The 25564-nt window shown below is 67.5% G+C and carries 23 protein-coding genes; 19 read left to right on the forward strand and 4 right to left on the reverse strand.

Annotation, left to right across the window (positions count from 1 at the left end):
* Window positions 1–19: 19 nt before the first annotated feature.
* From ACZ0AA_RS01330 to ACZ0AA_RS01365, 8 genes are all read left to right on the forward strand, one after another.
* The gene (locus ACZ0AA_RS01330) at window positions 20–1204 is read left to right on the forward strand and encodes a glycine cleavage system aminomethyltransferase GcvT (RefSeq protein ID WP_400861325.1); all 1185 of its coding nucleotides are present in this window, start codon (window positions 20–22) and stop codon (window positions 1202–1204) included.
* The gene (gcvH, locus tag ACZ0AA_RS01335) at window positions 1201–1578 is read left to right on the forward strand and encodes a glycine cleavage system protein GcvH (protein ID WP_400861322.1); all 378 of its coding nucleotides are present in this window, start codon (window positions 1201–1203) and stop codon (window positions 1576–1578) included. The genes ACZ0AA_RS01330 and gcvH overlap by 4 nt, the downstream gene beginning before the upstream one ends.
* A 61-nt stretch (window positions 1579–1639) precedes the next feature.
* On the forward strand, window positions 1640–4471 hold the full coding sequence (gcvP, locus tag ACZ0AA_RS01340) for an aminomethyl-transferring glycine dehydrogenase (protein ID WP_400864618.1): 2832 nt from the start codon (window positions 1640–1642) through the stop codon (window positions 4469–4471).
* A gap of 224 nt (window positions 4472–4695) precedes the next feature.
* On the forward strand, window positions 4696–6369 hold the full coding sequence (locus ACZ0AA_RS01345; RefSeq protein ID WP_400861320.1) for a peptide ABC transporter substrate-binding protein: 1674 nt from the start codon (window positions 4696–4698) through the stop codon (window positions 6367–6369).
* Window positions 6370–6472: 103 nt separating this feature from the next.
* A complete protein-coding gene (locus ACZ0AA_RS01350) occupies window positions 6473–7399 on the forward strand; it encodes an ABC transporter permease (protein ID WP_400861318.1) in 927 nt (308 codons plus the stop codon).
* Entirely contained in the window at window positions 7392–8336 is a 945-nt protein-coding gene (locus ACZ0AA_RS01355) for an ABC transporter permease (RefSeq protein ID WP_400861316.1), read from the forward strand. Before ACZ0AA_RS01350 ends, ACZ0AA_RS01355 begins: the two co-directional genes overlap by 8 nt.
* The gene (locus tag ACZ0AA_RS01360) at window positions 8333–10006 is read left to right on the forward strand and encodes a dipeptide ABC transporter ATP-binding protein (protein ID WP_400861313.1); all 1674 of its coding nucleotides are present in this window, start codon (window positions 8333–8335) and stop codon (window positions 10004–10006) included. Before ACZ0AA_RS01355 ends, ACZ0AA_RS01360 begins: the two co-directional genes overlap by 4 nt.
* Before the next feature lie 2 nt (window positions 10007–10008).
* Complete coding sequence (locus ACZ0AA_RS01365) at window positions 10009–10572, forward strand: PH domain-containing protein (protein ID WP_400861311.1); 564 nt, start codon at window positions 10009–10011, stop codon at window positions 10570–10572.
* 15 nt (window positions 10573–10587) lie between these two features.
* Here the strand turns inward: ACZ0AA_RS01365 and ACZ0AA_RS01370 are convergent, their stop codons facing one another.
* Window positions 10588–11382: a CPBP family intramembrane glutamic endopeptidase gene (locus ACZ0AA_RS01370; protein WP_400864615.1), complete on the reverse strand. Its 795-nt coding sequence runs from the start codon at window positions 11380–11382 to the stop codon at window positions 10588–10590.
* A gap of 92 nt (window positions 11383–11474) precedes the next feature.
* Here ACZ0AA_RS01370 and typA point away from each other — a divergent pair, with 92 nt between their 5' ends.
* The 4 genes from typA (at window position 11475) to ACZ0AA_RS01390 (ending at window position 17285) form a co-directional block, all read left to right on the forward strand.
* Window positions 11475–13388, forward strand: a complete 1914-nt coding sequence (typA, locus tag ACZ0AA_RS01375) for a translational GTPase TypA (RefSeq protein WP_400861308.1) — start codon at window positions 11475–11477, stop codon at window positions 13386–13388.
* A gap of 163 nt (window positions 13389–13551) precedes the next feature.
* Window positions 13552–14436 (forward strand): aggregation-promoting factor C-terminal-like domain-containing protein, encoded by an 885-nt coding sequence (locus tag ACZ0AA_RS01380; RefSeq protein ID WP_400861305.1) that lies wholly within the window; start codon window positions 13552–13554, stop codon window positions 14434–14436.
* 175 nt (window positions 14437–14611) lie between these two features.
* Window positions 14612–15625 carry a glutaminase A gene (gene glsA, locus ACZ0AA_RS01385; protein ID WP_400861303.1) on the forward strand — a complete coding sequence of 338 codons (1014 nt, stop codon included), beginning with the start codon at window positions 14612–14614 and terminating at the stop codon, window positions 15623–15625.
* A gap of 28 nt (window positions 15626–15653) precedes the next feature.
* The gene (locus tag ACZ0AA_RS01390; RefSeq protein ID WP_463511929.1) at window positions 15654–17285 is read left to right on the forward strand and encodes an MFS transporter; all 1632 of its coding nucleotides are present in this window, start codon (window positions 15654–15656) and stop codon (window positions 17283–17285) included.
* Window positions 17286–17288: 3 nt separating this feature from the next.
* Here ACZ0AA_RS01390 and ACZ0AA_RS01395 read toward each other — a convergent pair whose 3' ends face one another.
* The gene (locus ACZ0AA_RS01395) at window positions 17289–17837 is read right to left on the reverse strand and encodes a helix-turn-helix domain-containing protein (protein ID WP_463511930.1); all 549 of its coding nucleotides are present in this window, start codon (window positions 17835–17837) and stop codon (window positions 17289–17291) included.
* A 93-nt stretch (window positions 17838–17930) separates the two neighbouring features.
* Here ACZ0AA_RS01395 and ACZ0AA_RS01400 point away from each other — a divergent pair, with 93 nt between their 5' ends.
* The 7 genes from ACZ0AA_RS01400 (at window position 17931) to ACZ0AA_RS01430 (ending at window position 22856) form a co-directional block, all read left to right on the forward strand.
* Entirely contained in the window at window positions 17931–18641 is a 711-nt protein-coding gene (locus ACZ0AA_RS01400) for an AzlC family ABC transporter permease (protein WP_463511931.1), read from the forward strand.
* Entirely contained in the window at window positions 18638–18952 is a 315-nt protein-coding gene (locus ACZ0AA_RS01405) for an AzlD domain-containing protein (RefSeq protein WP_463511932.1), read from the forward strand. The genes ACZ0AA_RS01400 and ACZ0AA_RS01405 overlap by 4 nt, the downstream gene beginning before the upstream one ends.
* A gap of 35 nt (window positions 18953–18987) precedes the next feature.
* Window positions 18988–19464: a histidinol dehydrogenase gene (locus ACZ0AA_RS01410; protein WP_463511933.1), complete on the forward strand. Its 477-nt coding sequence runs from the start codon at window positions 18988–18990 to the stop codon at window positions 19462–19464.
* A 9-nt stretch (window positions 19465–19473) separates the two neighbouring features.
* A complete protein-coding gene (gene fdxA, locus ACZ0AA_RS01415; protein WP_042542002.1) occupies window positions 19474–19794 on the forward strand; it encodes a ferredoxin in 321 nt (106 codons plus the stop codon).
* 3 nt (window positions 19795–19797) lie between these two features.
* Window positions 19798–20910 carry a succinyldiaminopimelate transaminase gene (dapC, locus tag ACZ0AA_RS01420; protein ID WP_463511934.1) on the forward strand — a complete coding sequence of 371 codons (1113 nt, stop codon included), beginning with the start codon at window positions 19798–19800 and terminating at the stop codon, window positions 20908–20910.
* Between the two features lie 144 nt (window positions 20911–21054).
* Entirely contained in the window at window positions 21055–22374 is a 1320-nt protein-coding gene (locus ACZ0AA_RS01425) for a citrate synthase (protein ID WP_150115050.1), read from the forward strand.
* An 11-nt stretch (window positions 22375–22385) separates the two neighbouring features.
* The gene (locus ACZ0AA_RS01430) at window positions 22386–22856 is read left to right on the forward strand and encodes an SRPBCC family protein (RefSeq protein ID WP_463511935.1); all 471 of its coding nucleotides are present in this window, start codon (window positions 22386–22388) and stop codon (window positions 22854–22856) included.
* Window positions 22857–22958: 102 nt separating this feature from the next.
* Here ACZ0AA_RS01430 and ACZ0AA_RS01435 read toward each other — a convergent pair whose 3' ends face one another.
* Complete coding sequence (locus tag ACZ0AA_RS01435; RefSeq protein WP_463511936.1) at window positions 22959–24380, reverse strand: DEAD/DEAH box helicase; 1422 nt, start codon at window positions 24378–24380, stop codon at window positions 22959–22961.
* A 227-nt stretch (window positions 24381–24607) separates the two neighbouring features.
* Window positions 24608–25561, reverse strand: coding sequence for a 2,3,4,5-tetrahydropyridine-2,6-dicarboxylate N-succinyltransferase (dapD, locus tag ACZ0AA_RS01440; RefSeq protein ID WP_463511937.1), 954 nt, complete (start codon window positions 25559–25561; stop codon window positions 24608–24610).
* Window positions 25562–25564 lie beyond the last annotated feature (3 nt).

Consider the following 25564-nt stretch of genomic DNA (forward strand, 5'->3'; position numbering starts at 1 on the left):
CCCAGCCCGGGAGAACTCCATGTCCGACCCTCGCTACACCCCTCTGCGTGATCGTCACGAAGCGCTCGGCGCATCGTTCACCGACTTCGGGGGCTGGCAGATGCCGGTGCGCTACACCTCCGACCTCGCCGAGCACCACGCCGTGCGCCAGGCTGCGGGCATCTTCGACATCTCCCACATGGCGGAGTTCCTCGTCACCGGCGACTTCGCCGGGGACTTCCTCGACTACTCGCTCGCCGGCCGGCTGTCGGCGATGGCCGTGGGCAAGGCCAAGTACTCGCTGATGCTGGCCGATGACGGCGGGATCATCGATGATGTCATCGTCTACAGACTCGCAGAGGATCGGTTCCTGGTGATCGCGAACGCGGGAAACCGCGGGTTCGTCGACGCGGCGTTCGCGTCGCGAGTGCGATCGTTCCCCTCGCTGCTCGAGCGCGAGCTGCCCGCCAGGGCCGAAGGCGAGGACCGCAGCTTCGCGGGGTTCATCGGAGATCGAGGAGTCGACGTCGAGGACGTCTCCGACGAGTACGCGCTGCTGGCTGTTCAGGGCCCGGCCTCTGAGGCGATCCTCTCCTCGACGACGGGCATCACCGAGCTCGGCATCCCGTGGTCCGAGCAGAAGTACTACGCATGGGCTGACGCGATGTTCCTCGGCGCGCCGCTGCTCCTCGCCCGCACCGGGTACACCGGCGAGGACGGCTTCGAACTGCTCGTGCGCGTCGCCGATGCGCCGGCTCTGTGGGACGCTCTCACAGACGCGGGGGAGAAGCACGGGCTCGTCCCCGCGGGCCTCGCCGCGCGCGACACCCTCCGACTCGAGGCGGGCATGCCGCTCTACGGACATGAGCTCTCGCGCGAGACGAAGCCGTCTCAGGCCGGTCTCGCGCGAGTGGTGGTGTCCGACAAGGAGGACTTCATCGGCAAGGGAGCGGTGGATGCCGCATCCGACGCGCCGGTGCTCGTGGGCCTCGTCGCCGAGGGGAAGCGCGCCGGACGTGCGGGCTACTCGGTGGTCGACGCAGACGGCACCGTGCTGGGCGAGGTCACCAGTGGTGCTCTGAGCCCGACCCTCGGCCACCCGATCGCGATGGCCTACGTCGAACCGTCTTCCGCTGCCGCGGGAACCGCAGTATTCCTTGATGTGCGGGGAACCAGGATCCCCGCGACCGTGACCGCCCTGCCTTTCTACCGGAGGATGAAATGACCGATCTGAACGCACTCAGCTATACCGACGAGCACGAATGGATCGCCGCTGACGGCGACACCGTGACAATCGGGATCACCGATTACGCGGCTGACAAGCTGGGCGATGTCGTGTTCGTCGAGCTCCCTGCGGTCGGCACGGAGATCGCCGCAGGCTCGGTCGTCGGCGAGATCGAGTCGACCAAGTCGGTCGGCGAGCTCTACGCCCCGGTCGCCGGCACGGTCGTCGAGATCAACGACGCCGTCGTCGACGACCCTTCGCTCGTGAATGCCGAGCCGTTCGCCGGAGGCTGGCTCATCAAGGTCTCCGTCGCCGCGGGTGCCCTCGAGGGCCTGATGGACCGCGACGCGTACGTCGCTCTCACGGAGGGCTGATCGACCAGTGGTCTCTTTCGCCGATCGTCACATCGGAACCACCGCCGCTGCCCAGCGTCAGATGCTCGACGCCCTCGGTGTCGAGTCGAAGCTCGAGGACTGGAGTCCCGTCGAGGCGCTGATGCGTCAGGCCGTGCCCTCCTCGATATTCACCCCCGCCTCCACGGATTCGGTCATCCCACGCGCGGCGAGTGAGACGGAGGCGCTCGCCGAGCTGCGTGCGCTCGCCTCCCGCAACACGGTGAACCGTCCGATGATCGGCCTCGGGTACTACGGCACGGTCACTCCTCAGGTGATCCAGCGCAACGTGCTCGAGAACCCCTCCTGGTACACCGCCTACACGCCGTACCAGCCGGAGATCTCGCAGGGGCGCCTCGAGGCGCTCATCAACTTCCAGACGATGGTCGCCGAATTGACCGGACTCACCACCGCCAACGCGTCGATGCTCGATGAGTCGACGGCTGTCGTCGAGGGGATGCTGCTGGCGCGCCGTGCCTCGAAGAAGGCGTCGAACGTGTTCGCCGTCGACGCGGATGCGTTCCCGCAGACGAAGGCGCTTCTCGAGACCCGCGCCGAGGCCGTGGGCATCGAACTCGTGTCGGTCGACTTCGCCGCGGGGGAGGAACTGCCCGCCGAGCTGTTCGGCGTGTTCGTGCAGTACCCCGGTGCGTCAGGCCGTGTCTGGAACCCCGCCGCCGTGATCGATGCGGCCCACCTCGCCGGCGGACTCGCCGTCGTCGCGGCCGACCTGCTCGCTCTCACTCTCATCTCGTCGCCCGGATCGCTCGGCGCCGACGTCGCGGTGGGAACGACCCAGCGATTCGGCGTGCCGATCGGCTTCGGGGGCCCGCACGCCGGCTACATGGCGGTGCGCGCGGGACTCGAGCGACAGCTCCCCGGGCGTCTGGTCGGCGTCTCGGTCGACGCCGACGGCAAGCCGGCCTATCGGCTGTCTCTGCAGACCCGCGAGCAGCACATCCGCCGCGAGAAGGCGACGAGCAACATCTGCACGGCTCAGGTGTTGCTCGCGGTGATGGCCTCGATGTACGCGGTCTACCACGGACCCGACGGGCTGAAGTCGATCGCCCGGGAGGTCGCGGCGAAGACCGCGATGCTGCGCGACTGGCTCGCCGATGCCGGCGCGGAGATCATCCACGACTCGTTCTTCGACACCCTCCAGGTGCGGGTGCCCGGACGCGCTGCGGAGTTCGCGGAGCAGGCTCATCACGGATTCGGCATCCTGCTGTACGCCGCGGACGCCGACACGATCGGCATCTCGATCGACGAGACCACGACGGTCGCCGAGCTCCACCAGGTCGCTCAGGTCTTCGGCGGTGCCCGGGAACGCGCCTTCGGGTTCTTCGGCTCCGGTTCGCAGGGCGGGCTTCCCGGGGATCTGCTCCGACAGGACGAGTACCTCACGCACCCGGTCTTCCATGCGCACCGCAGCGAGACCGCCATGATGAGGTATCTCAAGAGCCTGGCCGATCGGGACTACGCGCTCGACCGCGGCATGATCCCCCTCGGCTCGTGCACGATGAAGCTCAACGCGGCGACCGAGATGGCGTCGATCACGTGGCCCGAGTTCGCGGGCATCCACCCGTTCGCGCCCGCCTCCGATGTCGCGGGATACCTCGACATGATCACCCAGCTCGAGGCGTGGCTCGCCGAGGTCACCGGGTACGACGCAGTGTCGCTGCAGCCGAACGCCGGATCGCAAGGCGAGCTCGCCGGCTTGCTCGCGATCCGCGGCTACCACCTCGCGAACGGCGACACGCAGCGCACGGTGTGCCTGATCCCGTCGTCCGCGCACGGGACGAACGCGGCCTCTGCGGTGCTCGCCGGCATGAAGGTCGTCGTCGTGGCCTGCGACGAGCTCGGCAACGTCGACCTCCACGACCTGCAGGCCAAGATCGCGGCGCACGCCGACGAGCTCTCCGCCCTGATGATCACCTATCCGTCGACGCACGGCGTGTACGAGCAGGACGTGGTCGCGATCACGACCGCGGTGCACGAGGCCGGTGGTCAGGTCTACGTCGACGGCGCGAACCTCAACGCACTGCTCGGGTATGCCCGGTTCGGCGATCTCGGCGGCGACGTCTCGCACCTCAACCTGCACAAGACGTTCGCGATCCCGCACGGCGGCGGCGGCCCCGGTGTGGGTCCCGTCGCAGCCAAGGCGCACCTCGCGCCCTACCTGCCGTCGCACCCGCTCGCGCAGCGAGCGGAGCACGCGGGCGGATTCGTCTTCGAGGGTGGCGCCGTCTCCGCCGCACCGTACGGGTCGGCCGGCATCCTGCCGATCTCCTGGTCGTACGTGCGGATGATGGGCGCCGACGGCCTCCGCAATGCGACCGCGGCGGCCGTGCTGTCGGCGAACTACATCGCGGCGCGCCTCGGTGAGCACTACCCGGTGCTGTACGCGGGGGAAGACGGTCGGGTCGCGCACGAGTGCATCCTCGACCTGCGTCCGCTCAAGGAAGCGACCGGGATCACGGTCGACGACGTCGCCAAGCGCCTCATCGACTACGGTTTCCACGCGCCGACCATGTCGTTCCCCGTCGCGGGCACGCTCATGGTCGAGCCCACGGAGTCCGAGGACCTCGGCGAGATCGAGCGGTTCATCGAGGCGATGATCATGATCAAGGCAGAAGCGGATGCCGTCGCCTCCGGCCGCTGGCCTGCGGACGACAACCCTCTCGTCAACGCTCCGCACACCGCGGTCTCGCTGATCGCAGGGGAGTGGAACCACGCGTACACCCGCGAGGACGCCGCCTACCCGGTGCACGCCCTGGTCGCAGGCAAGTACTGGCCGCCGGTGCGCCGCATCGATCAGGCGTACGGCGACCGCAACCTCGTCTGCGCCTGCCCGCCCATCGAGGCATTCGCCTGATCAGATGATCGCGTGAAGCGGCGTCGTGTCCTTCCGGATGCGACGCCGCTTCTCATTTCCGTGCATTTCCGGATGTTTCCGCGATATTACGGGATATCACCACTCAGTAACGGTTCATTAGCCGAGCGCGATGTCCGCAGTATGCCGGGATACAGTCAACTATCCCTACGCGTTCGACGATGAGCGCGCAGTCTGATGAATTCCCGTCCACAGGAGGACACAAAGTGAAGCGCAACAAGATCGCCCTTGCGGGCACTGCGCTGTTCGCGATCGGCGCCCTGGCGCTCGCGGGCTGCGCGAGCGGTGGAAGCGACGACGGCGACGGCGGATCCGGTGCAACCGGTGACGCGGACGCCATCATCACCACGAACGGCTCGGAGCCCGAGAACCCGCTGATCCCCACCAACACCAACGAGGTGGGTGGCGGAAAGATCCTCGACGAGATCTTCGCCGGTCTGATCTATTACGACGCCGACGGCAAGCCGGTCAACGACGTGGCTGAGGAGATCACCACGGAGGACCCGCAGAACCTCACCGTCAAGATCAAGGAAGGCCTGACCTTCACCGACGGTGAAGAAGTCACCGCCGACAACTTCATCAAGGCGTGGAACTACGGCGCACAGGCCGAGAACGCACAGCTCTCCGGCTACTTCTTCGAGGACATCGAGGGCTTCATCAACGACCCGGGCGACCCGGCCAACCCCGATGACGACGTCTTCGGTGCGCAGGGCGACATGGCTGGTCTCCAGCAGGTCGACGACTACACCTTCACGATCGCGCTGAACAAGCCGGCCTCCGACTTCGCACTGCGTCTCGGATACTCGGCGTTCTACCCGCTGCCCGACGCGGCCTTCGAGGACATGGAGGCCTTCGGCCAGTTCCCGATCGGCAACGGCCCGTACATGATCGACGGCGAAGACGCGTGGCAGCACGACGTGCAGATCGACCTCGTCCGCAACGACGACTACGACGGCCCCCGCAAGGCGGCCAACGGCGGTCTGACGATCAAGTTCTACGCCACGCAGGAAGCGGCGTACGCCGACCTGCTGTCGAACGAGGTCGATGTCATCGACGCGATCCCGACCAACTCGCTGCCCGTCTTCGCCGACGAGCTCGGCGACCGCGCAGTGAACCAGCCGTCGGCAGTGTTCCAGTCGTTCACCATCGGCCAGTTCCTCCCGCACTTCAGCGGCGAAGAGGGCCAGCTGCGTCGTCAGGCGCTGTCGATGGCGATCAACCGCGAAGAGATCACCGAGACCATCTTCTCGGGCACCCGCACCCCGGCCGCCGACTTCACGTCGCCGGTCATCGCAGGCTGGTCCGACTCGGTTCCCGGCAGCGAGGTCCTCGACTACGACCCCGAGAAGGCGAAGGAGCTGTGGGCCGAGGCCGACGCCATCGCACCGTGGGACGGCGAGTTCAAGATCGCGTACAACTCCGACGGCGGGCACGACGCCTGGGTCGACGCGGTGAGCAACAGCATCAAGAACACGCTCGGCATCGAGGCATCGGGTGACCCGTACCCGACCTTCCAGGATCTTCGCACGAAGATCAACGACCGCTCCATCACCACGGCAGCGCGTTCGGGCTGGCAGGCCGACTACCCGGGTCTGTACAACTTCCTCGGACCGCTCTACGCAACGGGCGCCGGTTCCAACGACGGTGACTACTCGAACCCCGAGTTCGACGACCTCATCAAGGCCGGAATCAGCAACCCCGACGCCGACGCGCAGATCGAGGACTTCAGCCAGGCGCAGGAGGTCCTGTTCCAGGATCTTCCCGCGATCCCGCTGTGGTACTCGAACGTGACCGGTGGCTTCAGCGAGAACGTCGACAACGTCACGTTCGGCTGGAACTCGGTTCCGCTGTACTACGAGATCACGAAGGCCGGCGAGTAAAGTCTGACGGCACTTCACCTGTGAGGCGGTGACGATTCTTCGTCACCGCCTCACAGGCTTGTGTTCGCATGGCTTTCTCTGCCCTCTAAGAAGGGACAAGCGGATGCTCGGTTACATTCTGAGACGTCTTCTGCAGGTGATCCCGGTCTTCTTCGGAGCCACCCTGCTCATTTACTTCCTCGTGTTCGCCATGCCCGGCGATCCGATCCTCGCCCTGTTCGGCGACAAGACGCCGAGTCCGGCAGTCGTCACACAGCTGCGCGAGCAGTACCACCTGAACGATCCGTTCATCGTGCAGTACTGGTACTACATCACCGGCGTGTTCCAGGGTGACCTGGGCACCACCTACTCCGGTCGGCCGGTGTCTGCGGTGCTCGCCGCCACGCTTCCCGTGACCGGCCGCCTCGCGGTGATGGCGATCGCCATCGAGTTCGTGCTGGCGATCATCATCGGCACCATCTCGGCACTGCGCAAGGGCAAGCTGTTCGACAACGTCTCGCTCGTCGTCGCGCTCGTCGCGATCGCGATCCCGATCTTCGTCGTCGCGTTCCTCGCGCAGTACTTCCTCGCGATCCAGCTCGGATGGTTCAAGCCCACTGTCGGCGCGGACAACGGCTGGGGCGGTCTCTGGCTGCCGGCGATCGTGCTCGGGTTCAGCCTCTACGCCGTGAGCATGCGCCTGATGCGCAGCTCCGTCATCGAGACCTTGAACCAGGACTGGGTGCGCACGGCCTACAGCAAGGGCCTGTCGCGCAACCGTGTTCTGCCCGTGCACGTGCTGCGCAACTCGCTGATCCCCGTGATCACCAACTCCGCCACGAACTTCGGCGTGCTGCTCGTGGGTGCCACCGTCACCGAGGGCATCTTCAACGTCCCCGGTGTGGGAAACACGCTGTTCCAGGCGATCCAGCGCGGCGAGGGACCCACGGTCGTCTCGTTCGTGACCGTGTTCGTCATCCTGTACGTGTTGGTGAACCTTCTCATCGACCTGCTCTACGGTCTGCTCGACCCGAGGATTCGCTATGCCTGATCCCACCTCTCAGAAGCACTACGTCGCCCCGATCGAGACGGAGTCGATCGCTGTCGACGCCGTCCGCATCTCCGACAAGCCCAGCAATCTCTGGCGAGACGCCTGGTTCGACGTCCGGCGTCGTCCGCTGTTCTGGTTCTCGATCGTGCTCGCGCTCTTCTTCCTCGTCATGGCGCTGTGGCCGACCCTGTTCACCGCCACACCGCCGAACGACGACTGCCAGTTGGCGAACAGCAACGGCGGCCCGACCGAGGGGCACCCGCTGGGGTTCACGTTCCAGGGCTGTGACATCTACGCCCGCATCGTCTGGGGGTCGCAGACCTCCCTTGCGGTCGGTCTGATCGCGACCCTGATCTCGTCGGTCCTCGGCCTGATCATGGGAGCCCTCGCGGGCTTCTACGGCGGATGGCTCGACGGTCTGCTGTCGCGCATCGGCGACATCTTCTTCGCGATCCCGTACATCCTCGCGGCAGTCGTCGTGATGACCGTCTTCCGGGATTCCCGCTCGGTGTGGACACTCGCCTTCGCTATCGGAGCGTTCGCGTGGGCCTCGACGGCCCGCGTCGTGCGCGCTGAGGTGCTCCGGGTGCGGCAGGCGGACTTCGTCATGGCCTCGCAGGCGCTCGGTCAGTCGAAGTTCAAGATCCTCCTGAACCACGTCGTCCCGAACGCCATCGCGCCGCTCCTCGTCGTCTCCACGCTCGGACTCGCGGCGGCGATCGTCGCGGAGGCCACCCTGTCGTTCCTCGGTGTGGGTCTCGGCAGCGACGTGATGTCGTGGGGCAACGACATCGCGAAGGCTCAGGCCTCGCTGCGTGTCGCGCCGATGGCGCTCATCTATCCGTCGATCGCACTCACCCTCGCGGTGCTGGCGTTCGTCACCCTGGGCGAGCTCATCCGAGACGCCCTCGACCCGAAGGCGAGGGCACGCCGATGAGCGAGCGAATCACCGAACAGGTCCCGCTGCTGAGCATCCGCGACCTCACGGTCGCGTTCCGCACGCAGGAGGGCCTGCGCGAAGTGCTCCACGGAGTCAGCTTCGACGTCATGCCCGGCGAGACCGTCGCGATCGTGGGCGAGTCGGGCTCCGGCAAGTCCACGACGGCCACGGCCATCGTGAACCTGCTCCCGGGAACCGGCGAGGTCACCGCCGGTTCGATCACCCTCGAAGGCCGCGAGCTCACGACACTCAACCGTCGCGAGATCGAGGCTGTGCGCGGTCGGGATATCGGCTTCGTGCCGCAGGATCCGATGTCGAACCTCAACCCGGTCTGGAGCATCGGCTTCCAGGTCAAGGAGGCGATCCGTGCGAACGGCATCGCTCAGGGGCGCGACGCCGCCAAGGCGCGCACCGTCGAGGTGCTGCAGCAGGCCGGTCTGGCTGACGCCGAGAAGCGTCTGCACCAGTTCCCGCACCAGTTCTCGGGCGGCATGCGCCAGCGTGCGCTGATCGGCATGGGCCTCGCGGCCGACCCGAAGCTGCTCATCGCCGACGAGCCGACCTCGGCTCTCGATGTGACGGTGCAGCGCGTGATCCTCGATCACATGGCCTCGCTCACTCGCGACAAGGGCACCTCGGTGCTCCTGATCACGCACGACCTCGGCCTCGCCGCCGAGCGTGCCGACAAGATCATCGTGATGAACGGCGGCAACATCGTCGAGGCCGGCCCCAGCCGCGAGATCCTCGAGAACCCGCAGCATCCGTACACGAAGCGGCTGGTCGCCGCGGCGCCCAGCGTCGCATCGCAGCGTATCCAGGCGGTGGTGGAGGATCGAGGCATCGAGACTCTCGACGACCTCGCCGACATCCCGCCGACGGTGCGCGTCGCCGGGCTCACGAAGGACTATCGGATCCGCCAGGGCGGCTTCCGCAGTGAAGCCTTCCGTGCGGTCGACGACGTCTCGTTCGCGATCCCCCGTGGCAAGACCCTCGCCCTGGTGGGGGAGTCAGGTTCCGGCAAGTCCACCGTGGCGAAGATGGTGCTGAAGCTCGAGGAGCCCACCAGCGGCGTCATCGAGATCGACGGCCAGGATGTGTCGAAGCTCTCGAACGCTCAGGCGTTCGGACTGCGTCGGCGCATGCAGCCCGTGTTCCAGGACCCGTACGGCTCGCTCGACCCGCTGCGCAACATCGGCAACACGATCGCCGAACCGCTGCAGATCCACGGTGTCGGCGACCGCGCGTCACAGCGCGAGCGGGTCGAGGAGCTGCTCGACCAGGTCTCGCTGCCGCGCGTTCTGGCGACCCGGTATCCGAACGAGCTCTCGGGCGGACAGCGTCAGCGTGTCGCCATCGCGCGTGCGCTCGCGCTCAAGCCCGACATCATCGTCCTCGATGAGGCGGTGTCGGCGCTCGACGTGCTGGTGCAGGATCAGGTGCTGCAGCTGCTGGCCGAGCTCCAGTCGGAGCTCGGGCTCACGTATCTGTTCATCACGCACGACCTCGCCGTCGTCCGTGTCTCGAGCGACCTCGTGTGCGTCATGGAGAAGGGAAAGATCGTCGAGCAGGGCACCGTCGACGAGATCTTCGCCAACCCGCAGCAGGAGTACACCGATCGTCTGCTGAAGGCGATCCCCGGGGCATCGATCACCCTCGGCGGTCACTGAGAGTGAGCACCGAACCTCGACCGGAGGCCGCACGGAGATTCCGTGCGGCCTCCGGGCCTGTCTCCCTCGTTCTCTGCTCGCTGCTCGCGCTCTTCCTGCTCGGCGATGCCGTCGTGCGTGCCGGGTGGGGACAGATGCTCCTGCTCGCCCCGTGGGTGCTGCTCGGTCTCTGGGTCGTGTACGAGATCGCCTTCGTCTCGGTCGTGCGCGTCGACGGCGAGGGGGCGATGGTGCAGAACATGCTGCGCCGGACGTCGTTCGGGTGGAGCCGCGTCCGCGACATCGACCTGCGCTGGCAGCTCGTCTTCTCGCTCGACGACGGCACGGATCTCTCCAGTTACGGGGGACCGGCGAGAGCACGTCCGATCCGGCGCCAGGTGCGCGAGGACGACGAGGCCAAGGCGCCTGCCGGACTCCGCGAGCTCACCGAGATCCGGGACCGCTGGCAGGCGGCTCCCTCGACCGCGGACGCTCCGATCCGCCGCACCTGGGACTCTCGGGCGCTCATCGCGCTCGGCGTCATCGTGCTCTGGGCCGTGGCGTCGATCGTCATCGCGAACGGCTGAGCGCGCGGAGCACCGTCAGCCGGGGAGCCCGAAGAGCATCGGCCAGGTGGCCGCCGCCCAGGGGTAGCCGACGAACACCGTGGCGTCGATCAGGAAGTGCGCGACGAGGAACGGCATGAGCCGTCCGCTGCGCTGGAACAGCCATCCGAAGAGCAGCCCCATCGCCAGGTTCCCGATGAACGCTCCAGGGCCCTGATAGAGGTGGTAGCTCGCCCGCAGCACCGATGTGGTGAAGATGATCGCCCAGGGCCCCCAGCCCAGCTGCCTGAGCCGCGCGAAGAGATAGCCGAGCACGACGAACTCCTCCTGCAGCGATGCCCGGGCTGCCGCGAGGAGAAGGACCGGGACCGTCCACCAGTGGGTGTCGAGCCCTGCCGGGTTGACCGCGACGAAGAGTCCGAGGGCACGCCCGGCGAGATACAGACCGAGACCGGGGATGCCGATGGCCGCGACCAGCAGGATGCCTCGACCGACATCGGGTCCGACCCGGGTGCCGTCGAGACCCAGTCGGCCGAGATGCGGTCTGGACGACTGCCACAGCAGGAAGCACACGAGCAGCACCGGGACGAGGGAGAACCCGATCGACAGGACCTGGTAGATCAGGTCGAAGATCTCCCTGTCGCTTCGGGAGGGGTTGAGGGTGGCGGTCTGATCGGCCAGCGGCGTCTCGTCCGTGAGCCGGTAGGCGAGCTGAACGATCGCGTACACCGCCGATTGGCCGAGACCGAGGGCGAGGACGATGGCGATCTCCCACCACAGGCGACTGCGAGAGGGGGCGGGGGAGAGGTCGACAGCGGTCACGTTCCCGATCGTACTTCGAGCGCTCAGGAACGAGTCGTCGGCATACGGTAGTCTGGAACGTCGGCTTCTCGGCAAAACCCCACACTCTTTAGGACATCTGCATGGCGCACGCCCTCCGTTCTGACCTCCGCAACGTCGCAATCGTCGCTCACGTCGACCACGGTAAGACCACCCTCGTCGACGCCATGCTGCGTCAGACGGGCTCCTTCGGCGAACACGCGCATGTCGATGAACGCGCGATGGACTCCAACGACCTGGAGCGTGAGAAGGGCATCACGATCCTCGCCAAGAACACGGCGATCACCTACAAGGGCAAGCATGCTCAGGGCAAGGAGATCACTATCAACGTGATCGACACCCCCGGTCACGCCGACTTCGGTGGAGAGGTCGAGCGCGGCCTGTCCATGGTCGACGGTGTCGTGCTGCTCGTCGACGCCAGCGAGGGCCCGCTTCCGCAGACCCGCTTCGTGCTGCGCAAGGCGCTCGAGGCCAAGCTGCCCGTCATCCTCCTGGTCAACAAGACCGACCGCCCCGACGCTCGCATCGCCGAGGTCGAGGAAGAGGCCCACGACCTGCTGCTCGGCCTCGCATCCGACCTCGTCGACGACGTGCCCGACCTCGACGTCGACGCTCTGCTCGACGTCCCCGTCGTCTACGCCTCCGGCCGTGCCGGCGCTGCGTCGCGCAACCGCCCGGCCGACGGGTCGCTGCCTGACAACGACGACCTCGAGCCGCTCTTCGAGGCGATCCTCGAGCACGTTCCGGCTCCGGAGTACGACGACGAGCACCCGCTGCAGGCCTGGGTCACCAACCTCGACTCCAGCCCGTTCCTCGGTCGCCTCGCGCTTCTCCGCGTCTTCAACGGCACGCTGAAGAAGGGCCAGACCGTCGCCTGGGTCCGTGCAGACGGCACGCACCAGAACGCTCGCATCACCGAGCTGCTCAAGACGCGTGCACTCGAGCGCTACCCCGCCGAGTCCGCAGGCCCCGGCGACATCGTCGCCATCGCCGGCTTCGAGAACATCACGATCGGCGAGACCATCGCCGACCCCGAGGACGTCCGCCCGCTTCCCGCGATCACGGTCGACGACCCCGCCATCTCGATGACCATCGGCACGAACACCTCGCCGCTCATGGGCAAGGTCAAGGGCCACAAGCTCACCGCTCGCATGGTCAAGGACCGTCTCGACAAGGAGCTGATCGGCAACGTCTCGCTCAAGGTCGTCGACGTCGGACGCCCCGACGCCTGGGAGGTCCAGGGGCGTGGCGAGCTCGCTCTGGCGATCCTCGTCGAGAACATGCGTCGTGAAGGCTTCGAGCTCACGGTCGGCAAGCCGCAGGTGGTCACGAAGAAGATCGACGGCAAGACCTACGAGCCGTTCGAGCACCTCACGATCGACACGCCGGAGGAGCACCTCGGCGCCATCACGCAGCTGCTCGCGAACCGCAAGGGCCGCATGGAGAACATGACGAACCACGGCACCGGCTGGGTGCGCATGGAGTTCATCGTCCCGTCCCGTGGCCTCATCGGCTTCCGCAGCGAGTTCCTGACCACGACCCGCGGCACCGGAATCGCCAACGCGATCTCGCACGGCTACGAGCCGTGGGCAGGTTCCATCACGACCCGCCAGAACGGCTCGATCGTCGCGGACCGCTCGGGTGTCGTCACCCCCTTCGCGATGATCGCCCTGCAGGAGCGCATGTCGTTCTTCGTGCAGCCCACGCAGGAGGTCTACGAGGGCATGGTCATCGGCGAGAACTCGCGCGCCGACGACATGGACGTCAACATCACGAAGGAGAAGAAGCTCACCAACATGCGTGCGGCGAGCTCCGACACCTTCGAGTCGATGACCCCTCCGCGCCAGCTGACGCTCGAGGAGAGCCTCGAGTTCGCCCGTGACGACGAATGTGTCGAGGTCACTCCCGAGGTCGTCCGCATCCGCAAGGTCAACCTCGACGCCAACACGCGTGCTCGCGACACCGCGCGCCTGAAGCGTCAGGATGCCGGCTCCTGAGAATCCTCTAAGAGAAGGGCCCTGCGCAGCTGAAAATGACTGCACAGGGCCCTTTTTTCATGAAACACCCAGGCGGGACGTTGCAGAATCGTTACCTTGCGCCTGGGGCAACCTCCCGATGAGTGTCCTGTTACGGGCGTACGACGACCCGAAAGTCGAACCCATGCTTCAGAACACCCGTGCGCTTCGGCGCGCCCACGCGGCGGCATCAGCCCGCAACGCGATCACGGCACGTCGCCCCAAGCTGATTCTCGGCACCATCACCGGCGGCCTGCTCGGTGTCGCCCTGACCGTCGGCATCGTGTCCGCCCCCGCGGCCGGTGCCGAGCTGCCGGACGCCGTCGCCGGCGTCACGTCCTTCGTCACCGGCGAGACCGATCAGCCGGCGAAGAGCGCTGACGACTCAGCCCTGACGATGGTCGCCGCTCAGGAAGCCGTCGCCGCAGCTGAGGCTGTGAACGCCGAGGTCGCGGCATCGGGTCTCGACCTCGGCACTGCACCCTCTTCGGTCGATACCGCCGACGTGACCGCCTGGGTCGCTCAGCTCTCGGACCGCGACGAGTTCTCTGACCGGGAGCTCACGAGCCTCACTGCGTATGCGGTCACCGGGACGGACGAGATCGTCGCTGAGACCGCCGCCCTGCAGGAATCGTTCGTGGCTGCTCAGCAGGCGAAAGCGGCCGCGGACGCGGCTGCAGTGCAGGCGGCGGCTGAAGCCGCGGCACTCGCTCAGACGAACACCGTCGACGGTGCGAAGGCCGCGGCTCGCGACATCGCTTCAGGTCAGTACGGGTGGGGTGCCGACCAGTTCTCCTGCCTGGATTCACTGTGGACCAAGGAATCCGGCTGGAACTACAAGGCGTACAACGCCTCGGGGGGCGCGACGGGGATTCCGCAGGCTCTGCCCGGAAGCAAGATGGCGTCTGCCGGATCCGACTGGCAGACGAACGCGGCCACGCAGATCCGCTGGGGTCTGGGATACATCTCGTCGGTGTACGGCACCCCCTGTAGCGCGTGGGGGCACTCGCAGTCCGTGAACTGGTACTGAGCACCCGGCATCCGACCGGCGTCACCACCGAGACCCACCCCGCACGCGTGCGGCGGTGGGTCTCGGCGTTCTCGGACAGAAGCTGAAACAGGCACTCTGTGCTCTAGGCAGCGCGAGGCATTGCCACTACGGTGAGCGGTGACGGCTGGGGGGTCGTGAACTCGGAGGAGAACGCATGGACGTCGCGGCACTGGCAGACATCCCCCAACAGGTGTCGACCGGGGCGTTGCCGGGGTGGGACAGCGTCGACGAGCTCGTACGCGAAGCCCACCGCCGTTACGCGGATGACCGGAGGGGCGCTGTCGCCGACTACATTCCGGTGCTCGCGGAAGTCGACCCCGAGTTGTTCGGCCTCGCGGTCATCGAGGTCGATGGCGGCCTGCACGACGCCGGAGATGCAGTGCATCCGTTCTCGATCCAGTCGATATCGAAGATGTTCGTCTACGCGCTGGCCATCCAGGAGCACGGCCATGAGCGGGTGCGCGAGATCGTCGGTGTGAACAACACGGGACTCGCCTTCAACTCGTTGATGGCGCTAGAGCTCAATGCGGGGCATCCCATGAATCCGATGGTCAACGCCGGTGCGATCGCCACCACGGCGCTCATGCCGGGGCAGACGGCCGTCGAGCAGTGGGAGCGCGTCCGAGAGGGGCTCTCGGCGTTCGCCGGACGCCCGCTGAGCCTCGACGGGATCGTCTACGCGTCGGAGGCGGAAACGAACGAGCGGAACCGGGCGATGGGATGGCTGCTGCGCAGCTACGGTCGGCTGTCCGGTGACCCGGATGAAGTGGTGGACGTCTACACGCGTCAGTGCGCGCTCAGCGTCACCGCGCATGATCTCGCGGTGATGGGAGCGACACTCGCAGACGGCGGCGTGAACCCGATCACCGGCGAGCGTGTCGTCTCGGCGGATGTGTGTCGCGACACCCTCGCCGTCGTCGCCTCGACCGGCCTCTACGAGACCTCGGGGGAGTGGCTGTTCGAGATCGGGCTGCCGGCCAAGTCGGGGGTCGCAGGAGGCATCGTGGCAGTCGCACCTGGCAAGGGCGCAGTCGCCGGATTCTCCCCTCGTCTCGATCCCGCGGGCAATTCGGTGCGGTCGCAGCTCGCGATCGGACACCTCTCGCGCGCACTCGGGCTGAACCTGTTCGCTTCTGCACCCTCGGCGACCACTCGGCCGACGGACTGACCCCATCCACCGTTCGGAGGACCTTGCCATGACTCAGACCGCCCCGGCGCCCACCAAGACCTCCTGGATGCCGCTCGTCAGCCTCTTCCTCGCCCAGGTGCTCATGTCGTTCAACGTGGCCGCCCTCCCGATCTCGCTCGGTGGCATGGTCAGCGAGTTCGGAGTGCCGCCGACCGTCGCCAGCACGACGATCGTGATGTACGGGCTCGCGGTGGCAGCGCTGGTCATGACCGGCGCGAAGCTCGGTCAAAGAATCGGCTGGGTGCTCATCTTCCGTATCGTGATCGGCCTCTTCGCCGCATCCTCCGTGCTGATGATCGTGTCTCCGAGCGTGGGGTGGGCGATCGCGGGACAGGCTGTCGCCGGCGCGGCGGCGGCGATCATCGTCCCCTCGATCGTGGCGCTGATCGCCGAGAACTATCGCGGACCGCAGCAGGCCACAGCGATCGGCGCCATCGGCTCCGCCAGGGCGATCTCGGGGGTCACCGCCTTCCTGATCGGCGGCACTCTCGGAACGCTCGTCGGATGGCGTCCGATGTTCTTCATCGTGTTCGGCATCGCGGTGGTGGTGTTCGCATTCAGCTTCACCCTCCGTGGTGATCGCGGAGATGCGTCGATCCGCATCGACCTCGTCGCCTCGCTGCTCATCGGCGCGGCGATCGTCCTTCTCACCCTCGGCTTCAACAACCTGAACGGGTGGGGTGCGGTCGCCGCGACGGAGGCTGCGCCCTTCAGCATCCTCGGACTCTCACCCGCACCCGCTTTCGTCGTCGTGGGGATCGTGCTCGGGCAGTGCTTCTTCGTCTGGACTCGGAGGCGAATGGCCGAGGGCAAGGTGCCCCTGATCGACCTCAGCATCCTCGACTCGTCGAAGGAGCGCGCGGCCGTCTACGCGATGTTCATCGTCGTGGCGCTCGAGGCGTGCGTGAACTTCACCATCCCGCTGTACATCCAGATAGTGCAGGGGAGGACGCCTTTCGACACGTCGCTGGCGATGATGCCGTTCAACCTGACGGTCTTCATCACCGCCACGCTCGTCGTCCGCTTCTACAAGCGCTATCCGCCGCGGGTGATCGGCGTCTTCGGTTTCATCCTGACGACGGTCGCGCTCGTCTGGCTGTCCTTCGTCGTGAACAACAACTGGGAGACGCTCCCGACGATCCTCGGACTCATCGTCTTCGGGATCGGTCAGGGTGCGCTCGTGACCCTCGTGTTCAACGTGCTCGTCACCTCCGCCCCCGCCGAGCTCGCAGGGGATGTCGGGTCACTCCGAGGCACGACGCAGAACCTCGCCTCAGCGGTCGGAACCGCCCTGGCCGGCGCGCTCCTCGTCTCGCTTCTCGGACTGAGCATCGGTCGCGCGGTCGTCGAGCATCCTGACCTGCCGCCCTCGCTCGTCGCGCAGGTCGACATGGACAACCTGAACTTCGTCAGCAACGACGATCTCCGCGTGGCGCTCGAACAGACCGACGCGACCCCGGAGCAGATCGACGCGGCGGTGGCCGTCAATGAGGAGTCGCGTCTGGGTACGCTGCGACTCGGGCTGCTGCTGCTCGCAGGCCTCAGCGCGGTGGCGATCCTGCCGGCATCGAGGCTTCCGAGGTACAAGCCCGACGAGATCCCCGACCCGTCACCGGTCGCGGGCGCGGGTCCGGAATGACGCTCAGCGCAGCTCGGAGATGAGAACCGCGCTGGTTCCGGCGACGGTCGCCTCGAACAGGTGCGGTGCGTCGCCGGCATACGAGAGGTAGTCGCCGGGATCGAGCAGCACCGGGGCGTCTGCCGGGCCGATCCGGGCTTGCCCGGAGATGAGGACCACGTGCTCGGTGGTCCCCGGATGATGCGGATCGGAGCGCCGCGGATCGCCGGGCTCGGCGTGGATCAGGTAGACGTCCCGCCGGGCGCCCGGAGGGCTCGCCGACAGCAGGGTCGCGCTGTATGCCGCCGCTGACGACGGCACCCCCGCATGATCGTCGGCGCGGATGAGCGTCGGCGCATTGGTCTGCTGGTCGACGAGGACGGCGAACGGGACCCCGAGCGCGACGCCCAGAGCCCAGAGCGTCTCGACGCTGGGATTGCCCGAGCCGGATTCGAGTTGCGAGACGGTCGCCTTCGAGATCCCCGCGCGGCGTGCCAGCTCGGAGACGGACAGGCCGGCCCTCTCACGCTCTTTGCGCAACGTGCGGGCGATGCGGGTTCGGAGATCCTCCATCTGTTCAGTATGTCAAACGATCGTTCGCTTGACCATCCGTGCGGTGTTGTTCAGAATGATGGTCATGTGTTCACTGCAGCGAACGGTTGTGCGATGACCGCCGAGCGCGAGGTGTGGCGCGAAGCTCTGGGGGTGGTACTGGCGACCAGTGCCTATGGCGTCTCGTTCGGCGCGCTCGCCGTGGCATCCGGGCTCGATGTCTGGCAGACGTGCGTCCTCAGTCTGCTGATGTTCACCGGTGGATCGCAGTTCGCCTTCGTCGGCGTGTTCGCCGCAGGGGGAGTGTCAGCGCTTCCCTCGGCGATCGCATCGGCGGCGCTGCTCGGGGTGCGCAACGTCGCGTACGGCATGCGGATGTCTCCGATCGTAGGCACGACGTCAGGCCGCCGGATCGCAGCGGCGCACTTCACGATCGACGAGTCCACCGCGGTGGCCATCTCGCAGAGTGATCCTCGCCTGAGGCAGGTCGGCTTCTGGGTCACCGGCATCGGGATCTTCCTCGGGTGGAACATCACGACCCTGATCGGCGCGCTGGTCGGCGACGTGCTCGGCGACCCGAAGACCTGGGGGCTGGATGCTGCCGCTGCCGCCGCGTTCCTGGCGCTGCTCTGGCCACGCCTCAAGGAACGCCAGGCCATCGCGGTCGGCGTGGCCGCAGCGGCCGTCGCGGCGGCGCTCACGCCGTTCATCATGCCCGGGCTGCCGGTGCTGGTCGCCGCGGTCGTCGCGATCGTCGTCGGCTGGTTCAACTGGCTGGGGAGAATCGACGGCGCGGCGGCAGACGCCGGGGAGGGTGTTCGATGAGCATCTGGAGTGCGATCCTGCTCGCCGCGTTGATCTGCCTGGCACTGAAGGCGACCGGCTACCTCGTGCCGCCGAGCGTGCTCGAGGCACCACGACCGGCGCGAATCTCCGACCTGCTCACGGTGGCGCTCCTCGCCGCACTCGTCGCCGTGCAGACTCTCGGTGCGGGGCAGGCGGTGGTCGTCGATGCGCGGGTCCCCGCTCTGCTCGTCGCGGGGGGTCTTCTCTGGCTGCGTCAGTCGTTCCTGGTCGTGGTGTTCGCTGCGGCACTCGTCGCCGCACTTCTGCGGTTGCTCGGGCTCGCCGCCTGAGCGGAGCAGATCGTCGGCGCGCGTAGGATCGACTCGTGCGTAACGGTTGGATCTCCCGGGTGCTGTCATGGATCGCCGCGGCTCTCGTCGGCGGCGTCTTCGGCGTCGCCGGGACGATCGGCCACAGTCTGATGTGGGGACCGGTGCCCGTGGGGCTCCTGGTGGGAGCGATCGCGTGCGGCGCGATCCTCGTCGCGATCCGCGCGCTCACCCACGATCGTGGAGCGACTCTCGCCGCGGGACTCGGCATGCTGGGCATGCTGGTGCTCATCTCCGGTGTGGGCCCAGGCGGATCGGTCGTGGTCGAAGACACGCTCAGCGGTCGCATCTGGACCTATCTCGTGGCGGGACTCGTACTGCTCGCCGTGGCGTGGCCGTCGTTCTCTCGGCTACCCGCACGCGTCGAAGCCCAGTCGCCCGTGCCCGCAGAGCGGACCGAGGCATCCGATGGCGATGTGTCGGGTGCCCGGCGACCCCCTGTCCTGGGCGATCGGACGGGCAGCGAGTCGTAGACTGGGGGAGTGACGTATGTGATCGCTCTCCCGTGCGTCGATGTCAAGGACCGCGCCTGCATCGACGAGTGCCCCGTTGACTGTATCTACGAGGGCGAACGCTCGCTGTACATCCACCCGGACGAATGCGTCGACTGCGGCGCGTGCGAACCGGTGTGCCCCGTCGAGGCGATCTACTACGAAGACGACCTGCCTGACGAGTGGCAGGACTACTACAAGGCCAACGTCGAGTTCTTCGACGAGGTCGGGTCGCCCGGTGGTGCCGCCAAGGTAGGCGTCATCGCGCACGATCACCCGATCATCGCCGCTCTCCCTCCCCAGGGCGAGTAGTCCGTGAGCGTTCGCGATCTCGCCGACTATCCGTGGGATGCGGTCGTTCCCTACCGCCAGCGCGCCGCCCAGCATCCGCGGGGGATCGTCGACCTGTCCGTCGGGTCGCCCGTCGATCCGACGCCCGAGCTGATCCGCCGAGCGCTGTCGGAGGCGACCGACGCGCACGCGTACCCGCAGACCGTCGGCACGCCCGCTCTGCGCGAGGCGATCGTGGCGTGGTACGCCCGCCGCAGGAGTGTGTCCGATCTCACGATCGACAACGTGCTCCCGACGATCGGCTCCAAGGAGCTCGTGGCGCTGCTGCCGACTCTGCTGGGTCTCGGCGACGGTGACATCGTCGTGCATCCTCGCATCGCGTACCCGACCTACGAGGTGGGTGCCCGCGTCGCCGGAGCCACGCCGCTGCCTTCCGACGATCCCGCCGACTGGCCCGAGGGCACCAAGCTCATCTGGATCAACACGCCGGGCAACCCGGACGGCCGCACCTGGACCGTGGACGAGCTGTCGGCCGCAGTCCTTCGGGCGCGCGAGCTCGGGGCCGTGCTCGCCAGCGACGAGTGCTACGCCGAGCTCGGGTGGGACGGCCGGTGGGCGACCGAGGCGATCCCGTCGATCCTCGACCCGCGCGTGACGGGCGGCAGCAGGGCGAACCTGCTCAGCGTCTACTCGCTGAGCAAGCAGTCGAATCTCGCCGGCTATCGGGCGGCCTTCGTGGCAGGCTGCGCGCGCATCGTCGGCGAGCTGCTCACCGCGCGCAAGCATCTCGGGTTGATGCCGCCGGAGCCGGTGCAGCACGCGATGGCCGTGGCCCTGGGTGATGACGAGCACGTCGCGGCCCAGAAGGAGCTCTATCGTGCGCGGCGCGACATGCTGCGGCCCGCGCTCGAAGCGGCCGGGTTCCGGATCGACGGCTCTGAAGCCGGTCTCTATCTGTGGGCGACAGAGGGGCAGGATGCCTGGGCGAGCATCGAGAGGCTGGCCGATCTCGGCATCCTCGCCGGGCCCGGACCGTTCTACGGCACGTCCTCCGATCAGCATGTGCGGCTGGCGTTGACGGCTCCGTCCGAGCGGATCGCCGAGGGCGCCCGGCGCCTGCGTGAACAGGCCGTGTAGGTTCTCGCCTCAGACCGCGGGTTCTTTTGTCGGTTGTCACAGTAGGCCTGTGCGCCTACTAGGCTGTAAAGGCGATTCGGTCGTGTATCGACGATCTCGAACAGACCTGGTGCACAGCGCCGTGACATCGCCACATCCGACTTGATGAAGATCCATGAGGAGGCCCGCGTGAGCGCAGCGGCAGAGCAGCAGGCGACAGCGAAGCTGACGATCGGCGAGACGACCGCTGAATTCCCACTCGTGCGGGGCACGGCGGGCAATGACAGCATCGACTTCTCGACGCTGACGCGACAGACCGGCTACACGGGGCTCGACTACGGTTTCGTGAACACCGCGTCGACCAAGTCCGCGATCACGTTCATCGACGGAGACAAGGGCATCCTGCGCTACCGCGGGTATCCGATCGAGCAGCTCGCCGGATCGACGAGCTACCTCGAAGTCGCCTGGCTCCTCATCTACGGTGAGCTGCCCTCGGCCGCGGAGCTCGCGGAGTTCGACGAGAAGATCCGTCGGCACACGCTGCTGCATGAAGACCTCAAGCGCTTCTTCTCGGCGCTTCCGCACACTGCGCACCCCATGTCGGTGCTGTCGTCGGCCGTCGCCGCCCTCTCGACCTATTACGAGGGTCAGACCGACCCGCACAACCCGGAGCACGTCGAGCTGAACATGATCCGGATGCTGGCGAAGCTGCCGGTCATCGCGGCCTACGCGCACAAGAAGAGCATCGGCCAGGCGTTCCTCTACCCCGACAACTCCCTCGGCTTCGTCGAGAACTTCCTCAAGCTCAACTTCGGTGTGCATTCCGAGGAGTACCAGGTCAACCCGGTCATGTCGAAGGCCCTCGAGCTGCTGCTCATCCTGCACGAGGACCACGAGCAGAACGCGTCGACCTCGACGGTGCGCCTCGTCGGCTCGACCGGTGCGAACCAGTTCGCATCGATCTCCGCGGGGATCCAGGCCCTCTCCGGGCCGCTGCACGGCGGGGCGAACGAAGCCGTCCTCACCATGCTCGGCCAGATCCGCGACTCGGGCCAGAGCGTCTCGCGGTTCGTCGAGCGGGTGAAGAACAAGGAAGAGGGCGTGAAGCTCATGGGCTTCGGTCACCGGGTCTACAAGAACTACGACCCCCGCGCCAAGCTCGTCAAGGAGGCGGCAGGCGAAGTGCTCGCCGAGCTCGGCGTCACGGATCCGCTGCTCGACCTCGCTCAGGAGCTCGAGGAGCTCGCACTCGCAGACGACTACTTCAAAGAGCGTCGTCTCTACCCGAACGTCGACTTCTACACCGGCGTGATCTACAAGGCGATGGGCTTCCCGACGCGCATGTTCACCGTGCTGTTCGCGATCGGTCGTCTGCCCGGATGGCTCGCACAGTGGCGCGAGCTGCAGCTCGACCCGCAGACCAAGATCGGTCGCCCGCAGCAGCTCTACACGGGTTCCCCCGAGCGCACCTTCCAGACGCGCTGACATCGAGCACGATGCCCGTCGTCAGCGCCGAGGCTGTCGTCCCGGTCGACCCGGCGACGGCGTTCGCGGTGTCTCAGACGACGGGAGCGGTGCGCCGACGCTGGGACAGGTTCATCAGCGAGCAGCATCTCATGGACGAAGCTGTCGCCCCCGCGAAAGGCGTGCGCACCTTCACCCGGCAGCGGTTCGGTCTCTCGATGGTGAGCCGGTACGTGTCGTACGCCCCGCCCACGAATGTGGGCATGGTGATGGACCGGGGGCCGTGGTTCTTCACCAAGCTCGGCGGGGGCTGGCGGTTCACCGAGGTGCCTGAGGGCACGCTGGCCGTGTGGAAGTACAACTTCTCATGCCGCCCGGCCTGGCTCGCACCGATCGCCGAATGGATCGGCGTTCGTGTGCTCGGCTTCGAGATCCGTCGTCGCCTCGCAGGATTCGTCCGCGGCTGCTCGGACCCGCAGGTTCTGGCGGCGGTGCGGCGCTGATCGCGGCGCCCCCCGCACACTCTGGTTTTTCGCCGAGGGGCGCAGAAAGGCGGGTGCCTCGATGCCTGAGCATCGGCGCACCCGCCTCTATGACAGCGGGGTTCAGCGGCCCTGCGAGCTCCAACCACGGCCGCCCTGGTTGCGCGACTGACCGCCCTGACGCGATCCGCCCTGTCCGCCCTGTCGCGAACCCGCCTGGGCTGCCGGCGCGCCCTGGCCGCCCTGGCCCGAGCGGGGACGACGGCTGCGACGCGACGGCGGGTTGGCGGCTGAGTTGCGCTCGCCACCAGCGGGGCGCTGCTTGGGCGCCTGGCGCTGCTGCTGCTGCTGCTGGATGGGTGCAGGGCGCACGTGCGCGGCGCGCTCGGGAACCAGCTCGGTGACCGCGGCGGTGGTGACGGGCTCGAGTGCGGCGCTGATCGCGGCCTTGCGCAGGAGGTCCTTCACGTCGCGACGCTGCTCGGGGAGCACCACAGTCACGACCGTTCCTGCGGCTCCGGCACGAGCGGTGCGACCTGAACGGTGCAGGTACGCCTTGTGCTCCATCGGCGGGTCGACGTGCACGACGAGATCGACGTTGTCGACGTGCACCCCGCGGGCCGCGACGTCGGTGGCGACGAGGACGCGCACGCCTCCGTCTTCCGGAGCGGATGAGAAGGCACTGAGGTTGCGCTCACGCGCATTCTGCGACAGGTTGCCGTGCAGGTCGACGGCCGGGATGCCGGCCGCGGTGAGCTGCTTCGCGAGCTTCTTCGCCTGGTGCTTCGTGCGGGTGAAGAGAATGCGTCGACCGGTGCCGGACGCGAGCTCGCGCACGAGCTCGGTCTTGTTGTCGGTCGAGTCGACGACCAGCACGCGGTGGGTCATCTCGCCGACGGGAACGCTCTCTTCGTCGACCTCGTGGCTGACCGCGTTCGAGAGGAACCGGCGAGCGAGCGTGTCGATGCCGCGGTCGAGGGTCGCGCTGAAGAGCAGGCGCTGGCCTCCGGCCGGCGTGGCGGTGAGGATGCGGGTGACTCCCGGGAGGAATCCGAGGTCGGCCATGTGGTCGGCCTCGTCGAGGACGGTGACCTCGACGGCGTCGAGCTGCACGACCCGCTGCTTCATCAGGTCTTCCAGGCGGCCGGGGCACGCCACGACGATGTCGACGCCATTGCGCATGGCCTGCTCCTGCGGGCGCTGGCTGACGCCGCCGAAGACGGTCGTGACGCGCAGGCCCTTGGCCTCGGCGAGCGGGGCGATGGTCGCCGCGATCTGAGTGGCGAGCTCCCTGGTCGGCGCGAGCACGAGACCACGCGGGTGGCCAGGACGGCTGTTGCGCGAGGACGCGGAGAGACGGGCGACGAGGGGGAGGGCGAACGCGATCGTCTTGCCGCTGCCGGTGCGGCCGCGGCCGAGGAGGTCACGACCGGCGAGGGAGTCGGGAAGCGTGTCGCGCTGAATCGCGAACGCCTCGGTCTTGCCGTCCTTGGCGAGGACTGCGGCGAGGTCGGCGGGCACGCCGAGATCGAGGAAGGAAGTCATAGGGGAATCTCCGTGAGAATGCACGCACGAACCATCGGGCCGGGTGCGGAAGGGTGGGCGACGGCGCGGGATCGCGCATCGTTTCGCCGTTCGAAATGGCCAGAACCAGGCAAGTGGCGCGGGAGCGTGTCGACGACGCAGACGTCTCGCATCGCGAGGATCGTCGCTTCGACACTATCACGCGTCAGGAGGAGAAGCCTGGGACGCGCTGCTGCTCAGCGCGTCGCTCAGGCGTGGAGCGCCTCGTTGAGTGTGACGCCGACGCCCGCGCGTCGCACGGCCTCGACCGCTCCGCTGAGCGAGTTGCGGCGGAACAGCAGGCCGTCCTGACCGGACAGCTCGGCCCCCTTGACGGTCTTCCTGCCGCCATCGGGGGTCACCGGGCCGTCGAGGAGCACGATCTTGGTGCCGGCCGTCACGTAGAGTCCGGCTTCCACGATGCAGTCGTCGCCGAGCGAGATGCCGATCCCCGCGTTGGCGCCCAACAGCGTGCGGGATCCGATCGAGACGCGGTGCGAGCCGCCGCCCGAAAGCGTGCCCATGATCGACGAGCCGCCGCCGATGTCGCTGCCGTCGCCGACCACGACCCCCTGAGAGATGCGTCCTTCGACCATCGACGCGCCCAGTGTGCCCGCGTTGAAGTTCACGAAGCCCTCGTGCATGACTGTCGTGCCGGGGGAGAGGTGGGCGCCGAGGCGGACGCGCGACGCATCGGCGATGCGCACACCGGCAGGCTGCACGTAGTCGGTGAGCCGGGGGAACTTGTCGAGTCCCTGCACCTGGATACCCGCACGCTGGAGCAGCGGGCGGAGTCGCGCTGCGTCATCGGGATGCACAGGGCCGGCGTTGGTCCAGGCCACGTTCGGCAGGTGGGCGAAGATGCCGTCGAGGTTGAGCTCGTTCGGTCGCACCAGCAGGTGCGAGAGCGCGTGCAGTCGCAGGTAGGCGTCAGCGGTCGACGTCGGCGCAGCATCCAGGTCGACGTGCAGCTGCACGGTCTCGACGGTCACGTTGCGGCGCTCGTCAGGACCGGCGAGCGGCTCGAGCGCCGCGAGGGCGGCGGTTGCATCTTCGGCGCTGGGCGCGACGGCCGTCAGCTCGGGGAACCAGGCGTCGAGAACAGTGCCGTCTCCGGCGATCGTCGAAAGTCCGGTACCCCACACGGTGCGCGCCTCAGTCATGCC

The sequence above is a fragment of the Microbacterium sp. AC035 genome (genome assembly GCF_979258485.1).